General features: G+C 73.8%; 19 protein-coding genes and 1 pseudogene. 13 read left to right on the top strand and 7 right to left on the bottom strand.

Features of this window, described 5'->3' with window-relative positions:
• Positions 1 to 48: 48 nt before the first annotated feature.
• Positions 49 to 1830: a proteasome ATPase gene (arc, locus tag ACSNN9_RS10060; RefSeq protein WP_436672764.1), complete on the bottom strand. Its 1782-nt coding sequence runs from the start codon at positions 1828 to 1830 to the stop codon at positions 49 to 51.
• 177 nt (positions 1831 to 2007) lie between these two features.
• Here arc and ACSNN9_RS10055 point away from each other — a divergent pair, with 177 nt between their 5' ends.
• Positions 2008 to 2304 carry a ferredoxin gene (locus tag ACSNN9_RS10055; RefSeq protein ID WP_091106683.1) on the top strand — a complete coding sequence of 99 codons (297 nt, stop codon included), beginning with the start codon at positions 2008 to 2010 and terminating at the stop codon, positions 2302 to 2304.
• A gap of 106 nt (positions 2305 to 2410) precedes the next feature.
• Here the strand turns inward: ACSNN9_RS10055 and ACSNN9_RS10050 are convergent, their stop codons facing one another.
• The 3 genes from ACSNN9_RS10050 to ACSNN9_RS10040 form a co-directional block, all read right to left on the bottom strand.
• Complete coding sequence (locus ACSNN9_RS10050) at positions 2411 to 2983, bottom strand: hypothetical protein (protein ID WP_357873627.1); 573 nt, start codon at positions 2981 to 2983, stop codon at positions 2411 to 2413.
• Between the two features lie 81 nt (positions 2984 to 3064).
• Positions 3065 to 4030: a tRNA (adenine-N1)-methyltransferase gene (locus tag ACSNN9_RS10045; protein ID WP_436672771.1), complete on the bottom strand. Its 966-nt coding sequence runs from the start codon at positions 4028 to 4030 to the stop codon at positions 3065 to 3067.
• A 41-nt stretch (positions 4031 to 4071) separates the two neighbouring features.
• Positions 4072 to 5163: a site-2 protease family protein gene (locus ACSNN9_RS10040; protein ID WP_436672769.1), complete on the bottom strand. Its 1092-nt coding sequence runs from the start codon at positions 5161 to 5163 to the stop codon at positions 4072 to 4074.
• A 145-nt stretch (positions 5164 to 5308) separates the two neighbouring features.
• Here ACSNN9_RS10040 and ACSNN9_RS10035 point away from each other — a divergent pair, with 145 nt between their 5' ends.
• The 5 genes from ACSNN9_RS10035 (at position 5309) to ACSNN9_RS10015 (ending at position 12053) form a co-directional block, all read left to right on the top strand.
• Complete coding sequence (locus tag ACSNN9_RS10035; RefSeq protein WP_358084140.1) at positions 5309 to 6220, top strand: RecB family exonuclease; 912 nt, start codon at positions 5309 to 5311, stop codon at positions 6218 to 6220.
• 267 nt (positions 6221 to 6487) lie between these two features.
• The gene (locus ACSNN9_RS10030) at positions 6488 to 7684 is read left to right on the top strand and encodes a sensor histidine kinase (protein ID WP_436672760.1); all 1197 of its coding nucleotides are present in this window, start codon (positions 6488 to 6490) and stop codon (positions 7682 to 7684) included.
• 25 nt (positions 7685 to 7709) lie between these two features.
• The gene (locus ACSNN9_RS10025; RefSeq protein WP_436672757.1) at positions 7710 to 8396 is read left to right on the top strand and encodes a response regulator; all 687 of its coding nucleotides are present in this window, start codon (positions 7710 to 7712) and stop codon (positions 8394 to 8396) included.
• 340 nt (positions 8397 to 8736) lie between these two features.
• Positions 8737 to 9504 carry an ABC transporter ATP-binding protein gene (locus ACSNN9_RS10020; protein ID WP_436672755.1) on the top strand — a complete coding sequence of 256 codons (768 nt, stop codon included), beginning with the start codon at positions 8737 to 8739 and terminating at the stop codon, positions 9502 to 9504.
• Entirely contained in the window at positions 9504 to 12053 is a 2550-nt protein-coding gene (locus ACSNN9_RS10015) for an ABC transporter permease (protein WP_436672753.1), read from the top strand. Before ACSNN9_RS10020 ends, ACSNN9_RS10015 begins: the two co-directional genes overlap by 1 nt.
• 48 nt (positions 12054 to 12101) lie before the next feature.
• Here the strand turns inward: ACSNN9_RS10015 and ACSNN9_RS10010 are convergent, their stop codons facing one another.
• Together ACSNN9_RS10010 and ACSNN9_RS10005 are read right to left on the bottom strand one after the other, a co-directional pair.
• Complete coding sequence (locus ACSNN9_RS10010; protein ID WP_436672751.1) at positions 12102 to 12752, bottom strand: HAD family hydrolase; 651 nt, start codon at positions 12750 to 12752, stop codon at positions 12102 to 12104.
• A 285-nt stretch (positions 12753 to 13037) separates the two neighbouring features.
• A pseudogene (locus tag ACSNN9_RS10005) lies at positions 13038 to 13805 on the bottom strand (neutral zinc metallopeptidase); the annotation flags it as partial.
• Between the two features lie 216 nt (positions 13806 to 14021).
• On the opposite strand from ACSNN9_RS10005, the gene ACSNN9_RS10000 reads away from it, so the two are divergent.
• Together ACSNN9_RS10000 and ACSNN9_RS09995 are read left to right on the top strand one after the other, a co-directional pair.
• On the top strand, positions 14022 to 14414 hold the full coding sequence (locus ACSNN9_RS10000) for a YciI family protein (RefSeq protein ID WP_436672768.1): 393 nt from the start codon (positions 14022 to 14024) through the stop codon (positions 14412 to 14414).
• Between the two features lie 9 nt (positions 14415 to 14423).
• The gene (locus ACSNN9_RS09995; RefSeq protein ID WP_436672748.1) at positions 14424 to 15665 is read left to right on the top strand and encodes an RNA polymerase sigma factor; all 1242 of its coding nucleotides are present in this window, start codon (positions 14424 to 14426) and stop codon (positions 15663 to 15665) included.
• A gap of 168 nt (positions 15666 to 15833) precedes the next feature.
• Here ACSNN9_RS09995 and ACSNN9_RS09990 read toward each other — a convergent pair whose 3' ends face one another.
• The gene (locus tag ACSNN9_RS09990; RefSeq protein WP_436672746.1) at positions 15834 to 16934 is read right to left on the bottom strand and encodes a calcium:proton antiporter; all 1101 of its coding nucleotides are present in this window, start codon (positions 16932 to 16934) and stop codon (positions 15834 to 15836) included.
• 531 nt (positions 16935 to 17465) lie between these two features.
• Between ACSNN9_RS09990 and ACSNN9_RS09985 the strand changes: the two genes are divergently transcribed.
• The 5 genes from ACSNN9_RS09985 to ACSNN9_RS09965 all read left to right on the top strand — a co-directional run bounded on the left by ACSNN9_RS09985 (position 17466) and on the right by ACSNN9_RS09965 (position 21417).
• A complete protein-coding gene (locus ACSNN9_RS09985) occupies positions 17466 to 17588 on the top strand; it encodes a hypothetical protein (protein WP_436672745.1) in 123 nt (40 codons plus the stop codon).
• Between the two features lie 132 nt (positions 17589 to 17720).
• On the top strand, positions 17721 to 18158 hold the full coding sequence (locus ACSNN9_RS09980) for a phage holin family protein (RefSeq protein WP_436672743.1): 438 nt from the start codon (positions 17721 to 17723) through the stop codon (positions 18156 to 18158).
• Positions 18155 to 18679, top strand: coding sequence for a DUF3618 domain-containing protein (locus ACSNN9_RS09975; RefSeq protein ID WP_436672741.1), 525 nt, complete (start codon positions 18155 to 18157; stop codon positions 18677 to 18679). Before ACSNN9_RS09980 ends, ACSNN9_RS09975 begins: the two co-directional genes overlap by 4 nt.
• Positions 18680 to 18771: 92 nt before the next feature.
• Positions 18772 to 19809: a fatty acid desaturase family protein gene (locus tag ACSNN9_RS09970; RefSeq protein ID WP_436672739.1), complete on the top strand. Its 1038-nt coding sequence runs from the start codon at positions 18772 to 18774 to the stop codon at positions 19807 to 19809.
• Positions 19810 to 19956: 147 nt separating this feature from the next.
• Positions 19957 to 21417, top strand: coding sequence for an SDR family NAD(P)-dependent oxidoreductase (locus tag ACSNN9_RS09965; RefSeq protein ID WP_436672738.1), 1461 nt, complete (start codon positions 19957 to 19959; stop codon positions 21415 to 21417).
• The last annotated feature ends 64 nt before the right edge of the window (positions 21418 to 21481 follow it).

The raw sequence follows: 21481 nt of genomic DNA, 5'->3' as shown, positions 1-21481 counted from the left end.
GCACGGGGCCCGTGACGCGTCGCGTCACGGGCCCCGTGCGGGTGCCCGTCAGAGGTACTGGCCGGTGTTGCTGGCGGTCTCGATGGACCGCCCGGCCTCGGTGCCCTTGCCGCCGGAGACGAGCGTGCGGATGTAGACGATCCGCTCGCCCTTCTTGCCGGAGATGCGGGCCCAGTCGTCGGGGTTGGTGGTGTTGGGCAGGTCCTCGTTCTCCCGGAACTCGTCGACGCAGGCGTCGAGGAGGTGCTGCAGGCGCAGGCCCTTGCGTCCGGAGGTGAGGAACTCCTTGATGGCCATCTTCTTGCCCCGGTCGACGATGTTCTGGATCATCGCGCCGGAGTTGAAGTCCTTGAAGTAGAGGACTTCCTTGTCGCCGTTGGCGTAGGTGACCTCGAGGAAGCGGTTCTCCTCGGTCTCCGAGTACATCCGCAGCACGACCGCGTCGATCATCGCCGCGACGGTGGCCTGGGGGTCGCCGCCGTGCTCGGCCAGGTCGTCCGGGTGCAGTGGCAGCCCGGAGAGGATGTACTTGGAGAAGATGTCCTTCGCCGCCTCAGCGTCCGGCCGCTCGATCTTGATCTTCACGTCGAGTCGGCCGGGGCGCAGGATCGCCGGGTCGATCATGTCTTCCCGGTTTGAGGCGCCGATGACGATGACGTTCTCCAGCCCCTCGACACCGTCGATCTCGCTGAGCAGCTGCGGGACGATGGTGTTCTCCACGTCCGAGGAGACGCCGGAGCCGCGGGTCCGGAAGATCGAGTCCATCTCGTCGAAGAACACGATGACCGGGGTGCCCTCGCCGGCTTTCTCGCGGGCCCGCTGGAAGATCAGCCGGATGTGCCGCTCGGTCTCGCCGACGTACTTGTTGAGCAGCTCCGGGCCCTTGATGTTGAGGAAGAAGCTGGTGTGCTTCTCCTTGCCCTCCCGCTCGGCGATCTTCTTCGCCAGCGAGTTGGCCACCGCCTTGGCGATCAGCGTCTTGCCGCAGCCGGGCGGACCGTAGAGCAGGATGCCCTTCGGCGGGCGGAGCTGGTGCTCGCGGAACAGGTCGGCGTGCAGGAAGGGCAGTTCCACCGCGTCGCGGATCTGCTCGATCTGCGAGTGGAGGCCACCGATGTCGGTGTAGTCGACGTCGGGCACCTCCTCCAGGACCAGTTCCTCGACCTCGCTCTTCGGGATCCGCTCGTACGCGTACGCCGAGCGGGGCTCGATCATGAGCGAGTCGCCGGCCCTGATCGGCGAGCCGATCAGGGTGTCGGCGAGGTGCACGATGCGCTCCTCGTCGGAGTGCGAGACCACCAGGGCCCGGTCGCCCGGGCTGCCGTCGGGACCCGCGAGGATCTCCTTGAGCATCGCCACCTCACCGACCCGCTCGAAACCGAACGCGTCGACGATGTTGAGCGCGTCGTTGAGCAGGACCTCCTGGCCGCGCCGCAGCTCGGCGACGTCCAGCGAGGGTGAGACGGCGACGCGGAGCTTGCGTCCGCCGGTGAAGACGTCCACCGTGCCGTCGTCGTGTCGCGCGAGGAAGACGCCGTAACCACTCGGCGGTTGCGCGAGGCGGTCGATCTCCTCCTTGAGCGTCACGATCTGCGCGCGAGCCTCCTTGAGGGTGCTCACGAGCCGGTCGTTGTTCTCGGTCAGCCGCGCCAACTGTGCCTGGGTGGCCGCCAGCCGCTCTTCGAGCTGCCGGACGTGTCGGGGGCTTTCGGTCAACTTGCGCCGCACCAGAGCGAGTTCCTCTTGAAGGAACGCGACCTGCGTGGAGAGATCGTGGGCCTCCTTCTCCCACCGTGCGGCGCGCGAGTCCGCGTCGTCGCTGCGTGCCACGTCCCACCTCCCCGGGGGGCTTGAACGTTCTGCCCTAACACTAGCCGCTATGAGGCCGATTCGGTCCCACGCAACGCGCTCGTCACCGAACCTTGATCGCGAAGGGTGGCCCGGGGGGCCGGTCCGGGCGTTCGGGTACCGTCGGGGCGTGGGACGGGAGAACATGGGGGGTGCGCCGTGGCGGAGGTCGTGACGGACCAGTTGCAGGTCTGGGTTGACCAGGATCTCTGCACGGGCGACGGGCTCTGCGTGCAGTACGCGCCCGAGGTCTTCGAGTTCGACGTCGACGGGCTCGCGTACGTCAAGGGCCCCGACGGCGAGCTGCGGCTGGCGCCGGGCAGCCGGGTCGACGTGCCGGAGCACCTGCGCCTCGAGGTGATCGACTCGGCGAAGGAGTGCCCGGGCGAGTGCATCCACGTGGTGCGCGGCAGCGACGGCGTCGAGGTGGCCGGCCCGGAGGCCGAGGAGGACTGACGGCCCGGTCCTCCCGCGCCGTCGGGCGCGGGAGGACGAACGACCGTGCGAGCCCGGGCGTACGGCCTGGCCGGCCCGGCGCACCGCCCGGTGCAGGGCGTACGGCTCAGAGCATCGGGCGGCCGACCACCGAGGCGACCAGGCGGGCGAACTCCTCCAGGCGGGCGATCTGACCGGCGCCGCCGTCGTCGAGGGTCTTGCCGAAGCGCAGCGCGTCGTGTCGGGGCGCGCCCACCGCCTCGTCGCTGGGCGGCGCCTCGTCCAGCGAGGTGAGCAGCAGGTAGACGTCGATGCTGTCGACCCGGATCCCCCCGTCGTCGTCGCGGGTCAGCCGGCGCCGGCAGCCGACCTCGGTCACCGTCGAGACCGGCACCACCCGCAACGACGAGGTCATCGACCCCGGGGGCCCCTCCCCCGGCGGCACGTCCTCGCCGTGCCAGAGGACGAGGCGGCTGCCGTCGCAGACCACGACCTCCTGCCACACCCCGTTGACCTCGTTGACGAAGCGCTCCAGGGTGAAGCCGAGCACCGACGCGCCGCGCAGCACCCCGCCGAGCGCCTCGAGCGCGACGTCGGGGTCCCGCAGGTACGCCCGGGCCGCCGACTCGAGGTCCTGGTAGGGCGACCAGTCCGGGAACACCGCCGGCAGGTCACCCCCGCCGAAACCGGGCCGGCTCATGCCACCTCCCCGTGCCCGGCCCGCCGGCACGCGCCGGCGGGCGGGATCCGTCCGTTCACTCCTCGTCGCTCCGCCGCGCCGTCACGGCCGTTCCGTGTCCTCGGCCGCCGCCTGCTGCGCCGAGGCGGCAGCCGCCTGCCGGGCGGCCTCGGCCTCGCGCAGCACCTGGCGGCGTTCGGCGTACGCCTCGGCGCCCTTGCTGGGCTTGCGGCGCCGCGGTGGCGCGGTGACGCCGGGGGCGAGCTTACGCGCGGAGACCAGGAACGCCGTGTGCGCGATCATGCGGTGGTCCGGTCGCACGGCCAGGCCCTCGGCGTGCCAGTCGCGCACCAGCGACTCCCAGGCGCGCGGCTCGGTCCAGCCGCCGCGCTCGCGCAGCGCCTCGACCAGCTCGGACAGCTGGGGGGTGGTGGCGACGTAGCCGATGAAGACGCCGCCGGGCACCAGGGCCCGCTCGACCATGTCGAGGGTCTCCCACGGGGTGAGCATGTCGAGGATGATCCGGTCGAAGCCGGTCTCGGTGCAGCCGGCGACGTCGCCGACGTGCAGGTGCCAGGCCGGGTGCGGCCCGTTGAAGAACGCCTCGACGTTGCGCCGGGCGATCTGGGCGAAGTCGTCGCGCACCTCGAACGAGTGCAGCTCGCCCTCGGTGCCGACCGCGCGCAGCAGCGAACAGGACAGCGCGCCGGAGCCGGCGCCGGCCTCCAGGACCTTGGCGCCGGGGAAGATGTCGCCCATGGCGACGATCTGGGCGGAGTCCTTCGGGTAGATCACCTGGGCGCCGCGCGGCATGGAGAGCACGTAGTCCGACAGCAGCGGCCGCAGGGCCAGGAACGCGGTGCCGCCGCCGGTGGTGGTGACCACGCTGCCGTCCGGCAGGCCGATCAGCGCGTCGTGCTCCAGGATGCCGCGGTGGGTGTGGAACGCCTTGCCCGGCTCCAGGGTGACCGTGTGCATCCGCCCCTTGGGGTCGGTCAGCTGCACCCGGTCGCCGGGCCGGAACGGGCCGCGGTGCACGGGGGGCAGCGCCGGGGTGTCGGCGGGCACCGGGGTGCCCGGGTCGGCCGTGGCGGTGGGGGGAGTTGCGGTCACGTGTTCATCTTCCGTTGAGGTTCGAGGAGCTGAGCCAGATCCGCGATGTGCAGAATGCCCACGACATCTTCGCCTGAGGTCACCACGTACTGCGCGCCCGGGTGGGTCTGCACGGTCTCCATCACGCGTTCCCCGTCGAGCCCGACCGGCATCGCGGGCAGGTTGGCCAGGGAGCGGGCGACCGCGTCGACGGCCAGCCACGGGCGGCGTGCCACGGGCACGGCCTCCGCCGCCGCCGGGTCGACCAGGGCGACCGGCCGGCCGGCGGTGTCGGTGACCACGAGGGCCGCGCCCGGGGTGCTCCCGTCGGCGCGGCGGCGGTGCGCCTCGGCCAGCGGCGTACCGGTGGGCACGGCGAGCACGGGCCGGGCCAGCCGGGACAGGTCGATCAGCGGGAAGCGGCGGCTGATCCGCGCCATCCGGATCGACTGCCCGGCGCCGCGCCACAGGGTGAACGCGACGAGCAGCATCAGCGGCAGCGCCAGCGGCGCCAGGTCGCGGGTGAGGGTGAGCAGGGCGACCAGCGCGGCGGTGCCGACGGCGACGGCGCGTCCCACCCAGCCGGCGACCTCGGTGCCGCGGTGCCGGTCGCCGGTCGCCGCCCAGACCGCCGCCCGCAGCGCCCGGCCGCCGTCGAGCGGCAGCCCGGGCAGGCTGTTGAACAGCGCGACGATGACGTTGCTCACGGCCAGCTGGAAGGCGAGCTGGTTGGCCAGGGTGCGGTCGGGCAGGGCGAGGGTGGCGGCGACGGCGAGCACGCCGAGCACGGCGGAGACGGCGGGGCCGGCGAGCGACACCAGCAGGTCGACGCGGGGCGTCGGGGCGTCCCGGTCCATCTCGGTGTAGCCGCCGAGCAGCTCCAGGGTGATCCCGCGCACACCGATGCCGTAGCGGCGGGCGGTCAGGGCGTGCCCGAGCTCGTGCAGGAGCACCGAGCCGAGCAGGGAGACCACGAAACCGAAGCCGATCAGGTAGCCGGCGAGCTGGGACAGGTCGAGCTGGCGGCGGGCGAACTCGGCGTACAGCACCGTGACCAGGAGGGTGAGCAGCAGCATCGAGCCGTTGAGGTGCAGCGGCACCCCGAACACCCGACCCACGGTCAGGCCGGTCCGCGCGTCGGGCCGGCGGCGCGGTCGCCTCGTCTGCTCCATCGGATCGATGCTACGCGGCGGGAGATCATGCGCCGGTGCGGCGACGGCGGTGGTGTCACACCGGTGCCCTAACCTTCCGGGCATGACGGCGGAACCGGTGACCACGCAGCACTCCTCGACCCCGGCCGAGGTCCCGGCGACGGTGCGGGCCTCGCTGTCGCCGTCGCGGGCGGCGGATTTCAAGACCTGCCCGCTGCTCTACCGCTTCCGCAGCATCGACCGGCTGCCCGAGCGGCCGACCGTCGAGCAGGCCCGGGGCACGCTGGTGCACGCGGTGCTGGAGCGGTTGTTCGACCTGCCGGCCGCCGGGCGCACCCCGACGGCGGCGGGCGACCTGGTGGCCCCGCAGTGGGACCGACTGGTCACCGAGCAGCCGGAGCTGGCGGCGCTGTTCGCCGACGGCGACTCCCCGGCGGCGGCCGAGTTCCTCCGCTCCGCCGCCGGGCTGCTGGAGGGCTACTTCGCGGTGGAGGACCCGCGCCGGCTGGAGCCGGCCGAGCGGGAGAGCCTGATCTCGGCGGTGGTCGACGAGGAGCTGCTGATCCGGGGCTACGTCGACCGGCTCGACGTGGCGCCCGACGGGGCGCTGCGGGTGGTCGACTACAAGACCGGCGGCGCGCCGCGGGAGGCGTTCGAGGCCCGGGCGTTGTTCCAGCTCAAGTTCTACGCGCTGGTGCTCTGGCGCACCCGGGGCGTGGTGCCCCGGGTGCTGCGGCTGCTCTACCTCAAGGACTCGGAGGTCTGCGACTACGCCCCGGACGCCGACGAGCTGCTGCGCTTCGAGCGCACGGTGGTGGCGTTGTGGCGGGCGATCGAGCAGGCGACCGCCCAGCAGGACTTCCGCCCCCGGCCGAGCCGGCTCTGCGACTGGTGCAGCCACCAGGCGCTCTGCCCGACCTTCGGGGGCACCCCGCCGCCGTTCCCGACGCAGGCGGCGCCGGATCCGCTGCGCGACGCCCGGTCCCGTCCGACGCCCCCCGGCGCCGACGAGTGACCCGGTGGCTCCACCTGGCCGGCCGCCGCACGGCCGGGCAGGGCTTCGGCCCCGGCCTCGGCCCGCCCGGCCCCGGCTAGGGCTCCGGCTCCGGCCCGCCCAGGCTCCGGCTCCGGCCCACCCCCGGGTCCGGCTTCGTCCTCCCGGCCCCGACTCCGGCCAGGGCTTCAGCCCTCGGTGCGGATGAGCGGCTCTCCTCCTGAGGGATGAGGGCGGGCTCACCGCCGGCGACGATCAATCGGGCGCGACGGCGGATAGCGTCGCGGTATGACTTCGGGCCCCCGGGCGTGGCTGCGCCGCCACCCCCTCGCCGCGGACGCGCTCCTCGCCGGCGGGCTCGTCGTGGCGGAGGTGGTGCTCACCGCGCTGACTCCCCGCGAGTACTGGCCGGGGCGCCTGCTGGCGGCGCTGGGCTGGAGCGTGGTCTGCGCCGTGCCCGTGGCATGGCGGCGGGTGGCGCCGTGGGTCGCGGTCGCGATGGCGGTGGCGACGCTCGCGGTGCCCCTCCTGCTCGGTCCCGCGCCGACCACGCAGGGCATGACCTTCATGGTGCTCACCTACACGGCGGCCGCCGCCGGGCCGTGGCGGACGGCGGCCGTGGCGGCGCTGGTGCTGTGGGTGCCGGTCGGCGCCACCAGCGCCCTCGCGCCGCCGCCCGACGAGATGCTGGCGAACGTCAGTCCCGCCTACCTGGTGCTGAACAACCTGCTGGTCGGGGCGGTGTCGTACTCGGTGGGACGCGCCGTGCACGCCCGTCGGGCCTCCACCGAGGCGCTGCGGGAACGGGCCCGGGCGGCCGAGGAGAACCAGCGTTCGCTGGCCGAGCGGGCGGTCGCCGACGAGCGCCGGCGCATCGCCCGCGAGCTGCACGACGTGGTCGCGCACCACGTCAGCGTGATGGGGGTGCTGGCCACGGGGGCCCGTCGCGTACTGCCGAAGGACCCGGGGGCGGCCGACGGGGCGATCGCCACCATCGAGGAGACCAGCCGGGCGACGCTGCGGGAGATGCGCCGGCTGCTCGACGTGCTGCGTACCGACGCCGAGCCGGCCGCCGACCTGGCCCCGCAGCCGGGACTCGCCGGCATCGAGGCGCTGGTGGAGCAGGTGCGCGACGCCGGCCTGCCGGTGACCCTGCGAATCGAGGGCACCCCGGGGGCGCTGGAGGAGGGGGTGGCGCTGACCCTCTACCGGATCACCCAGGAGGCGCTGACCAACACGCTCAAGCACGCCGGCGGGGCCACCGCCCAGGTGCTGCTGAGCTTCGACGGGGGCACGGTCGACGTGGAGATCGCCGACACCGGGCGCGGCCCCCGGCCCGACGGCGACCGGATCGGGCACGGCCTGGTCGGGATGCGGGAGCGGGTCGCCCTCTACGGTGGTGTCCTGCGCACCGGGGCCCGCCCGGGCGGGGGGTTCCGGGTGTCGGCGAGGATCCCGCTGGACCGCCGGGGCGCGGCGGCGTGAGCGGAGATCGGGACGGGAGAATCAGGTGACCGACGCGACGGTGCCGGCACGGCCGGTGCGCATCCTGCTCGCCGACGACCAGCCGCTGCTGCGTACCGGCTTCCGGATGGTGCTGGGCACGGAGGACGACCTGGACATCGTGGCCGAGGCCGCCGACGGCCTAGAGGCCGTGGAGCTGTCCCGCCGGCTGCTGCCCGACGTGGTGCTGATGGACATCCGGATGCCGCGGATGGACGGGGTCGCCGCGACCCGCGCGATCGTCGACGCCCGGCTGCCGGTACGGGTGCTGATCCTGACCACCTTCGACCTGGACGAGTACGTGGTGGGGGCGCTGCGGGCCGGGGCGAGCGGTTTCCTGGCCAAGGACGTGCCGGCCGACGACCTGGTCGCCGCGATCCGCACCGTCGCCGCCGGGGACGCGGTGGTGGCGCCGCGGATCCTGCGGCGCCTGCTGGACCGGTTCGCCGACGCGCTGCCCGACCCCGCGGCCGCGCCGCCCCGGGCGCTGAGCGCGCTGACCGAGCGGGAGCGGGAGGTGCTCGTGCACGTGGCCCGAGGGCTGTCCAACGCCGAGATCGCCCGGGCGTTGTCGGTCAGCGAGACCACCATCAAGACCCACGTCGGGCACGTGCTGACCAAGCTGGGGCTGCGCGACCGGGTGCAGGCCGTGGTGCTGGCGTACGAGTCGGGTCTGGTCCGCCCGCGGGCGTAGTGCCTCGTCGCCGACGGCGCGGGCGGCGTACCGCCGGATGCGCCGCGGCACGACGGCGCGGTTGTCGCCGTCACCTACCGTGACCGCAGACGGCGCGGCGTGGTTGACCCTGACGCGGCGTCACTGTGCAGGATCGGTCCCGGCCGGTGGGGAAGCCCTCGGCCGGCCGCCGACTCAGGGGCAACCCTGAGTCGGCCCTGGGGGGCACCCGCAGCGCGAAATCCGCCATGGCTCCGACCGGAGTCGGACGGATCGGGGCCGGCGGGCACAGATGATGGGACTGCCGCGCCGGACCAGCGGGGGCGGCGCGGACCGAAGACAGACGGAAGAGGTAGATGACGTGACCGCGACGGTAGGCCAGCAGGCGCAGGCCGCGGCCCGGGCGAGCGACGTGTGGAAGGTGTACGGCAGCGGCGAGGCGCAGGTCGTCGCGCTGCGGGGGGTCAGCGCGGAGTTCGAGCGGGGCCGGTTCACGGCGATCATGGGGCCCTCGGGCTCGGGCAAGTCGACGTTGATGCACTGCCTCGCGGGCCTGGACTCGGTGACCCGTGGCACGGTGTCGATCGGTGACACGAAGGTCACCGGCCTGGGCGACGCGGGCCTGACGAAGCTGCGCCGGGACAAGGTCGGCTTCATCTTCCAGCAGTTCAACCTGCTGCCGACGCTGACGGCCAAGGAGAACATCCTGCTGCCGCTGTCGATCGCCGGGCGCAAGCCGGATCCGGCCTGGTACGACACGGTGATCGCCACGGTCGGGCTGCGGGACCGGCTGGACCACCGGCCGGCGCAGCTTTCGGGCGGCCAGCAGCAGCGGGTGGCCTGCGCCCGCGCGCTCGTCGCCCGCCCCGAGGTGATCTTCGCCGACGAGCCGACCGGCAACCTGGACTCGCGGGCGGGCGCGGAGGTGCTGAACTTCCTGCGCAACTCGGTACGCGAGCACGGGCAGACCATCGTGATGGTCACCCACGACCCGACCGCCGCCGCGTACGCCGACCGGGTGGTCTTCCTCGCCGACGGGCAGATCGTCTCGGAGCTGATCGAGCCGACCGCCGACACGGTGCTGGACACCATGAAGAAGCTGGACACCCCCGCCGAGGTGGCGCGCTGATGTTCCGCGCGACCCTCAAGAGCCTGCTGGCCCGCAAGGTCCGGCTGATCCTCTCCGGCCTGGCCGTGGTGCTGGGCGTCATGTTCGTCTCCGGCGCGTTCGTGCTCACCGACACCCTCGGCCGCTCGTTCGACGCGATCTTCGCCGACGCGTACGAGGGCGTGGACGTCAACGTCGCCGGCAAGCCCAAGATCGACGTCGGCGAGACGGAGGGCATGCAGGTGGCCCCGCCGGTGCCGGCGGCCACCCTGGACAAGGTCCGGGCGGTGCCCGGCGTGGCCGAGGCGACCGGCGTGGTCGGCGTCGACGGGGCGCGGCTGATCGGGAGCAACGGCAAGGTGGTCGCCTCGTTCGGCCCGCCCCAGCTGGGCGAGAACTGGACCGGCGAGAACGACCTGGTGCGGCTGCGCGAGGGGCGGGCCCCGCAGGCCGACGACGAGATCGTCGTCAACAAGGCGCTCGCGGTGGCCGGCAAGGTGAAGGTGGGCGACCGGGTCGGCGTGCTGACCCTCCAGCCCAAGCAGGAGTTCACCATCGTCGGCGTGTTCGGCTACAGCGGCGGCCGCGACTCCATCGGTGGCGCCAACGAGATCATGTTCACCACGCCGGTCGCGCAGAAGCTGATGCTCGGCGCGCCGGACACCTTCAGCAACATCTCGATCACCGCCGCCGACGGGGTGTCGGACGCGGCGTTGCGCGACGCCGTGGCGGCGGCGGTGGGCGGCGACTTCGAGGTCAAGACCGGTGCGCAGCTGTCCGAGGACGCGGCGGCCGGCATGAAGGAGGCACTGTCCTTCTTCAACCGGATCCTGCTCGGCTTCGCGGCGGTGGCCCTGCTGGTGGGCACCTTCCTGATCCTCAACACCTTCTCGATCATCGTGGCGCAGCGCACCCGGGAACTGGCGCTGATGCGCGCGGTCGGGGCCAGCGGCCGGCAGATCATCGGGTCGGTGGTGCTGGAGGCCGTCGCGGTGGGGCTGGTCGCCTCGGTGCTCGGCCTCGGCGCGGGCATCGGCATCGGCGCGCTGCTGGCGTACCTGTTCAGCACGTTCGCCGGCGGGCTGAGCCTGGCGGGGGTCGGCGTGCCGTTGTCCGCCGTGATCGGCGCGTTCGCCGTCGGCCTCGTGATCACCGTGGTGGCGGCGCTGTTGCCGGCGCTGCGGGCGTCGCGGATCCCGCCGATCGCGGCGATGCAGGACGTGGCCACCCCCGACCGTCCGCTGACCAAGGTCACCGTGGCCGGCGCGGTCGTCACCGCGGTGGGCGGCACGCTGCTGGCCCTGGGGCTCACCGGCAACGCCGGGGGCAACACCCTGGCCACCATCCTCGGCGGGGTGCTGTTCGCCTTCATCGGCGTGGCCCTGCTGACGCCGCTGATCAGCCGGCCGGTGGTGAGCCTGCTCGGCGTGGTCTTCGCCTGGTCGGTGCCGGGCAAGCTGGGCCGGCTCAACTCCGGGCGCAACCCGCGCCGCACCGCCATCACCGCCGCCGCGCTGATGGTCGGCATCGCCCTGGTGACCGGGGTGACGGTGATCCTGGACTCGGCGAAGAGCAGCATCGGCGGGCTCGCCCAGGACAGCCTGAAGGCGGAGCTGGTGATCGCCGGGGCGCAGAGCGGCCCCCGGCCGCCGAGCTTCGACCCGGCGGTGCTGGCGAAGGTCGCCGCGATCCCCGGGGTGCGCCTGGCCGACGGCGAGTACGGCGACATGGCGATGGTCGGCGGCGAGCGCACCTGGGTGGCGGCGAGCAGCGACGTCGCCGCGCTACGGCAGATCTTCGGGGCCGAGCGCACCGCCGGCGACATCGACCGGCTGGCGCCGGACCAGATGCTGGTCAGCTCGGACACCGCGACGGCCCGCGGCCTCTCCGTGGGGTCGAAGGTGCCGGTGCAGACGTCCCGGGGCGAGGCGCGGACCTACACCGTGAGCGGCATCTACGCCAGCTCCCAGCTGACCAACCCGGTGGTGCTGCCGGCGGAGGCGGCGGCTGGCTTCACCATCCCGCAGCCGATCCAGGGCTTCGTCCAGCTGGCGCCGGGCACCCGGGTGGCCGACGTGCAGCCGCGGATCGAGGCGCTGCTGGCCGACTCCCCCGAGGTGTCGGTGGCCGACCGGGAGGCGTTCATCGAGCAGCAGACCGGTCAGCTGGACGGGCTGCTCACGATGATCCAGATTCTGCTGGCGCTGGCCATCGTGATCGCGGTGCTCGGCATCGTCAACACCCTGGCGCTGTCGGTGCTGGAGCGCACCCGGGAGCTGGGGCTGTTGCGGGCCATCGGCCTGCGCCGGTCGCAGACCATGCGGATGATCACCGTGGAGGCGGTGGTGATCTCGGTGTTCGGCGCGCTGCTCGGCGTCGTCGTCGGCGCCGGCCTCGGCGCGGCCGTGGTCGAGACGCTGCGCGACGAGGGGATCACCGACCTGGTGCTGCCCTGGGCCCAGATGGGGATCTTCCTCGGCCTCGCCGCGATCGTCGGGGTGGTCGCCGCGGCGCTGCCGGCGGTCCGGGCCGCCCGGATCAACGTGCTCGGCGCCATCGCCCACGACTGATCCCACGCACGACGAGGGGCCCCGCCGACCGGCGGGGCCCCTCGCCCGTCAGGCTCCGGGCGGCGCGCCGAGCAGGGCGGCCAGCAGCTCCAGGTCCGCGCCGGTCAGGCTCTCCACCTGGTGTACGCCGTCCAGCGGCCCGATCGGCACCTCCGCCGGTACGGCCAGCACCGCCGCGCCGGCGGCGAGCGCGCTCGCCACCCCCGTCGGCGAGTCCTCGATCGCCACGCAGCGGGCGATCGGCACGCCGAGCAGCCGGGCGGCGGTCAGGTACGGCTCCGGATGCGGCTTCGCCGCGTCGACCTCGTCGCCGCAGACGACCGCGTCGAAGCTGTCCCGCCCCAGGGTGTCCAGCGCCACCTCCACGAGGGGCCGGCCGCTGGAGGTCACCAGCGCCGTCGGAATGCCCGCCGCCCGGACGGCCCGCAGCAGGTCCAGGGCGCCGGGACGCCAGCGCAGCCCGGTGCGGAACAGCTCCAGGATGCGGGCGTTGATCCACGCCGCGCTGACCTCGGGGTCGCGCCCCGGCTGGCCCAGGTCGTCGTGCAGGATGCGCATCGAGGCGGCCATGCTGGTGCCGACCATCGCCCTGCGGGCGGGGTCGGAGAGGGTACCGCCGTACTCCGCCGCCAGTTCGCGCAGCGCGACGTCCCACAGCTTCTCGCTGTCGACCAGGGTGCCGTCCATGTCGAAGAGCACGGCGGCAGGGTGATGGCTGTTCAGCGGGGCCTCCCTCGGGGTGCGTACCCGGGGATCCTCTCAGCCGGCACGCCGCCGGCGCGCCCAGGTGCCGCGGGGGTGACCTGGCCGACGGGTTGCGCGCGGGCGCGAGACCCGGGGACGGCCGGCCCGCCGTCACGGCGGCCCCTCGCCCGGCGGTCGCCGCGGCTGGTCTTCTCCTTCGACGACCCGGACCTCGGCGACAACGGCGGCGGCGCCTCGGTGTGGGTGCGGCAGTGGTGGAGCGAGTCCCGAGCGGCCCGCTCAGGTGAGGCCGCAGGCGTCCAGGGACCGTTCGTAGCCGCGGAAGAACGACTCGGTGCGCTGCTCGGCGGTGCCGTGCGAGCCCTCGGCGAACCAGGGCTGGTCGGGGTCGTCGCCGACAGCCAGCAGCCCCTCGCGGAACTCGTCCAGGTCGCCGTCGTCGAGCCGTAGCGCCTTCGCGCGCACCGAGTCGCCGAGGTACGCCCCGGCCATGCAGTCGGCCTGCAATTCCTGCTGGATGGTGTAGGAGTGGCGGATGCCGAGGCGGGCCTGGATGCCGTGCGCGTACTCGTGGCCGAGCAGGTAGAACACGAACGCGTCGCCGACCTGGCGGAACGCGCCCACCGACCAGTTCACGTCGTAGGCGATGAAGTCGCCGGCCGAGCAGTAGACGGCGTTGTTGCGCGGCAGCGGCTGCCTGCCGCAGGTCACCTCGCCGGCCCGTTGGTAGGGGATGACGCGGCGGATCGGGCGGAACCGCTCCCCGGAGGCCCGGAACTGGGCGGCCCAGTACCGCTCGGCGATGGCCTTCGCGTCGGTGACGTCCTGCTGGAACTCCTCGACGCTGGTGGTGCCGTCGGCGCGGGTCTGCGCGGCGCCCGGCGAGGCCGGGGTGTCGGGCCGCTGCGGGGCGGGCTCCTGGCCCTCGGGTTCGGACACCCCGCCGACCACGCACCCGGCCGCCGCGACGAGGGCCACCACGAGGCCGGCCAGCGAGCTTCGCGGTCGGCGTCCCACGCGCGTCGTCACAGTGCCCTCCCCGGCGTCGGCGTTGCGGCGTCCAGTACCCCGGCGGTGGGTCCGTCATGCCCGGGCACAGCCGACCACGGCGCCGGGGCCGCGGCGGAGCACCCGGTCCGGGCGGCACGGCCATACGATCGGGACGCGGCGGGCGGGCGCGTGTGTCCGGAAGGGCTCACCGGCTCCGACGTCTCCGGTGAGCGGCGCCGCGAGGGCGCCGCGGGAGGAGAGACCGTGAAGTACATGATTCTGCTGTACGGCTCCCAGCGGGACTACGACGCCATGGCCGGCGGCGCTACCGACGGGCCGGTCATGTCCGCCGAGGACGTGGCGGCGATGCACGCCCACATGGAGAAGCTGCACCAGGCCCTGGCCGAGTCCGGCGAGCTGGTCGACGCCCAGGGGCTCACCGCCCCGGTGCACGCCCGACGGGTCCGGTTCAGCGGCGGTCTGCCCGTGGTCACCGACGGGCCGTACCCGGAGACGCAGGAGGTCCTGGCCGGCTACACGGTCATCGACTGCGACAGCTTCGACCGGGCGGTGGAGATCGCGGCCAACTTCGTCGATCCCGACCGTCCCGGCGAGTACGTGGATGTCCGGCCGATCGCCGAGGGCATCGACGACCTCGACGGCTGAGGCGCGACGGTGACCGGTGGGCGCGTCGAGGGGCTGCTGCGCGAGCTGGCGCCGCAGGTCCTCGGCGCGCTGACCCGCCGCTACGGTCACTTCGACCTGGCCGAGGACGCGACGCAGGAGGCGCTGATCGCGGCGGCCACCGGCTGGCCGCGCGACGGCGTACCCGGCAGTCCGCGGGGTTGGTTGATCACCGTCGCCGCCCGGCGGCTGACCGATCTCCTGCGCGCCGAGCAGGCCCGGCGGCGCCGGGAGGACGCCGTGGCACGGTGGGTGCTGCCCGCCGACCGGCTGGCCCCGGCGGCGGACCGGTCGGCGGGTGGAACCGACGACACCCTGGTCCTGCTCTTCCTCTGCTGCCATCCCGCGCTGTCGCCGGCCTCGCAGGTCGCGCTCACCCTGCGGGCGGTGGGTGGGCTGGGCACCGCCGAGGTGGCGCGGGCCTTCCTGGTGCCGGAGGCGACGATGACCCGGCGGATCACCCGGGGCAAGCAGCGCGTGCGCGACAGCGGCCTGCCGTTCCGGATGCCCGATGGCGGCGAGCGCGCCGAACGGCTCGCCGCCGTGCTGCACGTGCTCTACCTGATCTTCAACGAGGGGTACGCCAGCACGACCGGGCCGGCGCTGCTGCGCCCCGACCTGTCGGCGGAGGCGATCCGACTGACCCGCCTCGTGCACCGGCTGCTGCCGGAGGACCCGGAGGTCACCGGGCTGCTGGCGCTGATGCTGCTCACCGACGCCCGCGCGCCGGCGCGGACCGGCCCGCACGGCGAACTGGTGCCGATGGCCGAGCAGGACCGGAGCCGGTGGAAGCGGGAGCAGATCGACGAGGGCGTCGCCCTGGTCACCGCCGCGCTCCCCCGCGGCCGGGTCGGCCCGTACCAGCTCCAGGCCGCGATCGCCGCCGTGCACGACGAGGCGGCCGGCGCCGCCGACACCGACTGGGCGCAGATCACCGCGCTGTACGACGTGCTGATGCGGCTGTCCGACAGCCCGGTGGTGGCGTTGAACCACGCGGTGGCGGTGGCCATGAGCCGGGGCCCGGCTGCCGGGCTGGCCCTGGTCGACGGGCTCGCCGCGCGGGGGCGGCTCGGCGACGACCCGCGCCTGCCCGCCGTCCGGGCGCACCTGCTGGAACTGCTCGGCGACCGTACGGCCGCCCGGGACGCCTACCGGTCGGCGGCCGGACGGTCGACGAACCTGGCGCGGCAGCGCTACCTGCACGCCCGCGCCGCCCGCCTGGACGACGCCTGAGCGCCGCGCGTGGCCGCGTGCGGGCCGATGACGCCCGGAAGGCGACGGGCCGCGAGCCCGGGCAGATGACCGTCCGAGCACCGCGCAGTACCCGATCCGGTGATGCCCGGGTTGCCCCGCGCGGATGCCTGCCGGGCGGTGTCGTGCGTGGAGGCGACCGGCGGGTGGTCAGGGGCTGGCGGCGAGGAAGACGAAGGCGGCGAGGAGCACCAGGTGCACACCGCCCTGGAGCACGGTGGCCCGCCCCGGCACCACGGTCAGCACGCTGGTGACGACGGTGAGGGCGAGCAGGGTCACCTGGGTGCCGCCGAGGCCGAGCAGCAACGGGCCCTCCAACCAGATCGAGGCGAGCGCGATCGCCGGGATGGTCAGCCCGATGCTGGCCATGGCCGAGCCCAGGGCGAGGTTCAGGCTGATCTGCACCCGGTCGCGGCGGGCGGCCCGGGCGGCGGCGATCGTCTCGGGCAGCAGCACCAGCAGCGCGATGACCACCCCCACGAACGACGGGGGCAGGTTCGCCCCGGCGACGGCGGACTCGATCGCCGGGGACACCGACTTGGCGTCGCCGACCACGGCGACCAGCGCCACCAGCAGCAGGCCGAGGCTGAGCAGGGCGGCCCGGTCCGACGGCGGTTCGGCGTGCCCCGCCGTGTCGAGCACCCGCCCCTGGTTGTTGACGGGCAGGAAGTAGTCGCGGTGGCGGCCGGTCTGCACCATGACGAACAGGCCGTAGAGGGCGAGCGAGACCACGGCGGCGAAGGCGAGCTGTGCCGGGCTGAACTGCGGGCCGGGCCGGCTGGTGGTGAAGGTCGGCACCACGAGGCTCAGCGCGGCGAGGGTGGTCACGGTGGCCAGCGCCCCGCCGGTGCCCTCGGAGTTGAAGACCGCCACCCGGCGGCGCAGCGCCCCGATCAGCAGCGACAGCCCGAGGATGCCGTTGCAGGTGATCATGACGGCGGCGAAGACGGTGTCGCGCGCGAGCGACTGCGTCTTCTCGCCGCCGCTGACCATGAGCGTGACGATCAGGGCGACCTCGATGACGGTGACGGCCACGGCGAGCACGAGCGAGCCGTACGGCTCCCCCACCCGGTGGGCGACCACCTCGGCGTGGTGGACGGCGGCCAGCACCGCGCCGGCCAGCAACAGGGCCACCACCACGACGACGGCGCCGGACAGGTCGCGTCCCCAGGTCAGGATCAGCACCAGGGTCGCCAGCAGCGGGACGAAGACGGTCCAGTCGGTCAGACGTGGGCGGAACAGCGCGGCCATGCCGCAACCTTGTCAGAGGAAACGATCACCCGATCCACGACCGGCGGGACCGGACACCGGCTGGGCCCCTCGACGGCGGTCCGTCGTCGTGCGGCAGCCGTTGCGCGGGTCGCGCCGGGGTCGGGCCGCCTCGTCGCGGCCCGGCGGCGCAGGGTCAGCGCCGCGGCAGCGGCCCACCGGCGGCCTTCCCACCATCACCACCAGGAGCGGACCATGGCAGTCTCCCGGCAGACGATCATCTCGGCGCCACGTCGACGCGGTCGGGATCATGTCCGCGGCGCGTGCTTCCGGCGACATCGTGTCGCATGACCCGACCGTGTCGAATGCGCCGAATCGCCCCTCACCGCCGCTGTGCTGTCTCCACGATGAGAAGAAGGTCCGACTCGGAACTGAGAGGGGTAGTGCGGCATGAGGCGTCGACGTAGCAGGAGGGTGCCGCTGCTGCAGGCGGCAGCGATGTCCCTGGCAGCGGTGGTGGCGGCGGCGGCCGTCGTACGAGCCCGCCGTCGCCGCGCCGGAGGTGACGCGGCCGTGGGTGATCTTCCCGCCCTGCGGGACAGCGCGTTCGCCGACGCGGGCACGGGCGGGGTACCGGTCCCCGGCGGCGCGGCCGGCCGGGACAAGCAGACGGCACCGGCAGCCGCGGCGCGGTGAGGACGGGGAGCGCCGCCCGCAACCGGGCAGGAACGCCCCTGCCCGGCGTGACCAGGCGGCGCCCACCCGACGGCATCCGACGAGCGTGCCCCGGCGCGAGGTGCCGACTCTGCCCTTCGGAGGTGAGGACGGATGAGTGACCCGCCCAGCGACGCCCGGGCGGCCCACGGGCCACGGGAGGAGGTCACGGTCGCCGAACTCGTGCAGCGTGCGACGGACCAGATCACCCGCCTGGTGCGGGAGGAGCTGGCACTGGCCCGGGCGGAACTGACCGCCAAGGGCAGACGCGCCGGCTCCGGCGCCGCGATGGTCGGTGGCGCGGGCGGGACGGCGCTGTTGGGGACGGGGGCGCTCGTCGCCGCGCTCGTCCTGGTCCTCGCCGAGTTCATGCCGGCGTGGGTGGCCGCGCTGGTCGTCGCGGTGGTCCTCTTCGCGGTGGCCGGGCTGCTCGCGCTGTTCGGGAAGAAGCAGGTGAAGCGGACGATGCCCGTCACGCCGGAGTCGACGCTGCACAGCGTGCGCGCGGACGTGGAGTCGGTGCGGCAGGCCGCCAAGGAGGGACGAGGGTGACGACCCCGAACGAGAGCAGCGACCCGGACCGCACCCGTGCGGACATCGAGGCGACCCGGGCGGAACTCGGTGCCACGGTGCAGGCCCTGGCGGCCAGGACCAACGTGCGGGCCCGGGGCCGGAACAGGGCCCTCGACATCGGAGGTCGCGCCCGACAACGCCTCACCGGCTCGGCTCAGGCGGTGCGGGAGAGGACGGCACAGGCGGTCCGGACGACCCGACCAGGAAACGGCGGTACGAAGCTCGACGCGATGGCCCGCGCCGCGCGGCGGCGCCGGGCCGCCCTGCGCGACGGCGCGGCAGAGGGGCTGGCGGCCCTGCGCGGCAGCGTCGGCACCGGATCGGCGGCCGGGAGCGGGCCCGCCGCCGCCCGTGCGCTGCGCGACCGGCTGGTCGGGATTCGGTCGGCCGCCCGCCACCGCCCCGTGCTGGCCGTCGTCGCCGCCGCCGTCGTGGGCCTCGTCGTGACGATGCGGCAGCAGAGGCGCAGCCGGCGTGTCGCTGCCCGCCGTCGATGCTGACGCACGCTCGCCGTTCACCTCGCTCGTCTTGAAGGACCACCTGTTCGACGTCGTCGACAGGCCGAGAACGCCACGTGCACGGAGCCGCGACCATGAGCGATGCGACCCTCGACACCCGACGTCACGACGGCAGCCAGTACGCGGAACTGTCGCGCCTGATCCGGCGCGCGGGCCTGCTCGATCGGCGGCGCGGCTACTACGCGCTGCGCATCGGCGCCCTCGGCGGGTGCTACGTCGGCGCCTGGGTGCTGTTCGGGTGGCTCGGTGAATCGTGGTGGCAGCTGGGCGTCGCGGCTGTCCTCGCGGTGGTCTTCGCGCAGGCCGGGTTCATCGGTCACGACGCCGGCCACCGCCAGATCTTCCGCACCCGTCGCGCCAACGACCTGGTCGGCCTGGTCCACGGCAACCTACTGATCGGCCTCAGCTACAGCTGGTGGGTGGACAAGCACAACCGCCACCACGCGCACCCGAACACCGAAGGTCACGACCCGGACATCGTCGTCCGGCCGCTGTCGTTCACCTCGGGGCAGGCGCGGGATCAGCGCGGACCGGGCGCACTGGTGGTGCGGTACCAGGCGTACCTCTTCTTCCCGCTGCTGCTGCTGGAAGGCCTGCACCTGCACGCGAACAGCGTCAAGGCCGTCGTCGGCTCGCGCCGGCTCCGGCGACGCCCCGCGGAGGCCGCGCTGCTGGCCCTGCACGCCGTCGGATACCTGGGCGCCGTGATCCTCGTCCTGAGCCCGGTGCAGGCCGTCGCGTTCATCCTCGTCAACCAGGGCCTGCTCGGCCTCTACCTCGGCAGCGCCTTCGCCCCCAACCACAAGGGCATGCCGATCCTCGCCGCCGACGACCGGCTCGACTACCTCCGACGCCAGGTCCTCACCTCCCGCAACGTGCGCGGCGGCTGGTTCCTCGACGCCCTGCTCGGTGGCCTGAACTATCAGATCGAACATCACCTCTTTCCGAGCATGCCGCGGCCCAACCTCCGGCGCGCCCGGCCGCTGGTCCGCCGGTTCTGCGCCGAGCACGACATCCCCTACCACGAGACCACCCTCGCCCGCTCGTGGGCGCAGGTGCTGCGGCACCTGCACGCGGTCGGTCGGCCCCGCCGGCCGACGACGCCGGCCTGAGCCCTGCGAGGTGGGCCGCCGGCGGTCCTCGGGCCCGTCGGCGGGCGGCGGGATGCGCCGGAGCCCGTGCGGTGCGTACAGTTCCGGGTCGGACTTGGCATGGGCCGGGAAGACCTGGCGCGGGAAACGGGACGAGACAGCGACGGCATGGCAGCGGACAAAACTACGGAAACCGGCCACGAGGGCATCGACCGGAGCCAGCTGGAGGCCTGTCTCAGCGTCTTCGAGGCGTTGGAGAACCTGCCCCCCGACCACCCGGACGTGGTGCGGGTGCAGCGGGCCACCGCGCGGCTCTACAAGGTGATCAAGCAGCGCCGGCGCGAGGAACGACGGGACGCCATCGCGGCGGCGGACCGGGCGGTCACGGCGGCCACCGCCACGGGCGCCCCCGGCCGGATCGACGACGAGACCCAGGGAATCCCGCTCGCCTCCCCCACCGAGGGCACCACGGCCGGCTTCCTGCACAACCCGCGCGGCTGCTACGTCTGCAAGCAGCGCTACCGCGAGGTGGACGCCTTCTACCACCAGCTCTGCCCGCCCTGCGCCGCGCTCAACCGGGAGCGCCGGGACGCCCGCACCGACCTGACCGGGCGGCGGGCGCTGCTCACCGGCGGCCGGGCGAAGATCGGCATGTACATCGCGCTGCGGCTGCTGCGCGACGGCGCGCACACCACGGTGACCACACGGTTCCCGCACGACGCGGTCCGCCGGTTCGCGGCGATGCCGGACAGCGGGGACTGGCTGCACCGCCTGCGGATCGTCGGTATCGACCTGCGCGATCCCGCCCAGGTGATCGCGCTCGCCGACTCGGTCAGCGACCAGGGACCGCTGGACATCCTGATCAACAACGCGGCGCAGACCGTCCGTCGCACGCCCGGGGCGTACGCGCAGCTCGTCGCCGCCGAGGCGGCGGCCCTGCCGGACGGCCCCCTGCCGGAGATCGTCACGTTCGCCAACCCGGCCGGCCGGGGCGACGCGGCCGGCAGCCTGACCGCCTCGCCGGAGTCGACCGCGCTCACCCCGCACGCGCTCACCGCGCTCGCGCTGACCAGCGGCTCCGCCTCGCCGGAACGGATCGCGGCGGCGACCGCCATCGACGCCGGCGGACTGGTGCCGGACCTCGACCCGGTCAACAGCTGGGTGCAGCGCGTGCACGAGGTGGATCCGGTGGAGCTGCTGGAAGTGCAACTGTGCAACGTGACGGCGCCGTTCGTGCTGGTCAGCCGGTTGCGCCCGGCGATGGCCGCGGCGAAGGCCCGCCGCAAGTACGTGGTGAACGTGTCGGCGATGGAGGGCCAGTTCGGTCGCGGCTACAAGGGGCCGGGGCACCCGCACACCAACATGGCCAAGGCCGCGCTGAACATGCTGACCCGCACCAGCGCCCAGGAGATGCTGACCGACGGCATCCTGATGACCAGCGTCGACACCGGCTGGATCACCGACGAGCGGCCGCACCCGACGAAGATGCGGCTGGCGGATGCCGGCTTCCACGCCCCGCTGGACCTGGTCGACGGCGCGGCCCGGGTGTACGACCCGATCGTCCGCGGTGAACAGGGCGAGGACCTGTACGGCTGCTTCCTGAAGGACTACGCGCCCTGCGCCTGGTGACCGTACGCCACCGACCGCAACTATTGCCAACCATCGATCCGCCGTGTAAAAGTTCTTCACTGAT

Origin of the sequence: Micromonospora sp. URMC 107, assembly GCF_051386315.1 — a bacterium.
GTDB lineage: Bacteria > Actinomycetota > Actinomycetes > Mycobacteriales > Micromonosporaceae > Micromonospora.
Note: the sequence above shows the minus strand (reverse complement) of the source record. Positions and strands in the feature narration are given on the sequence as shown.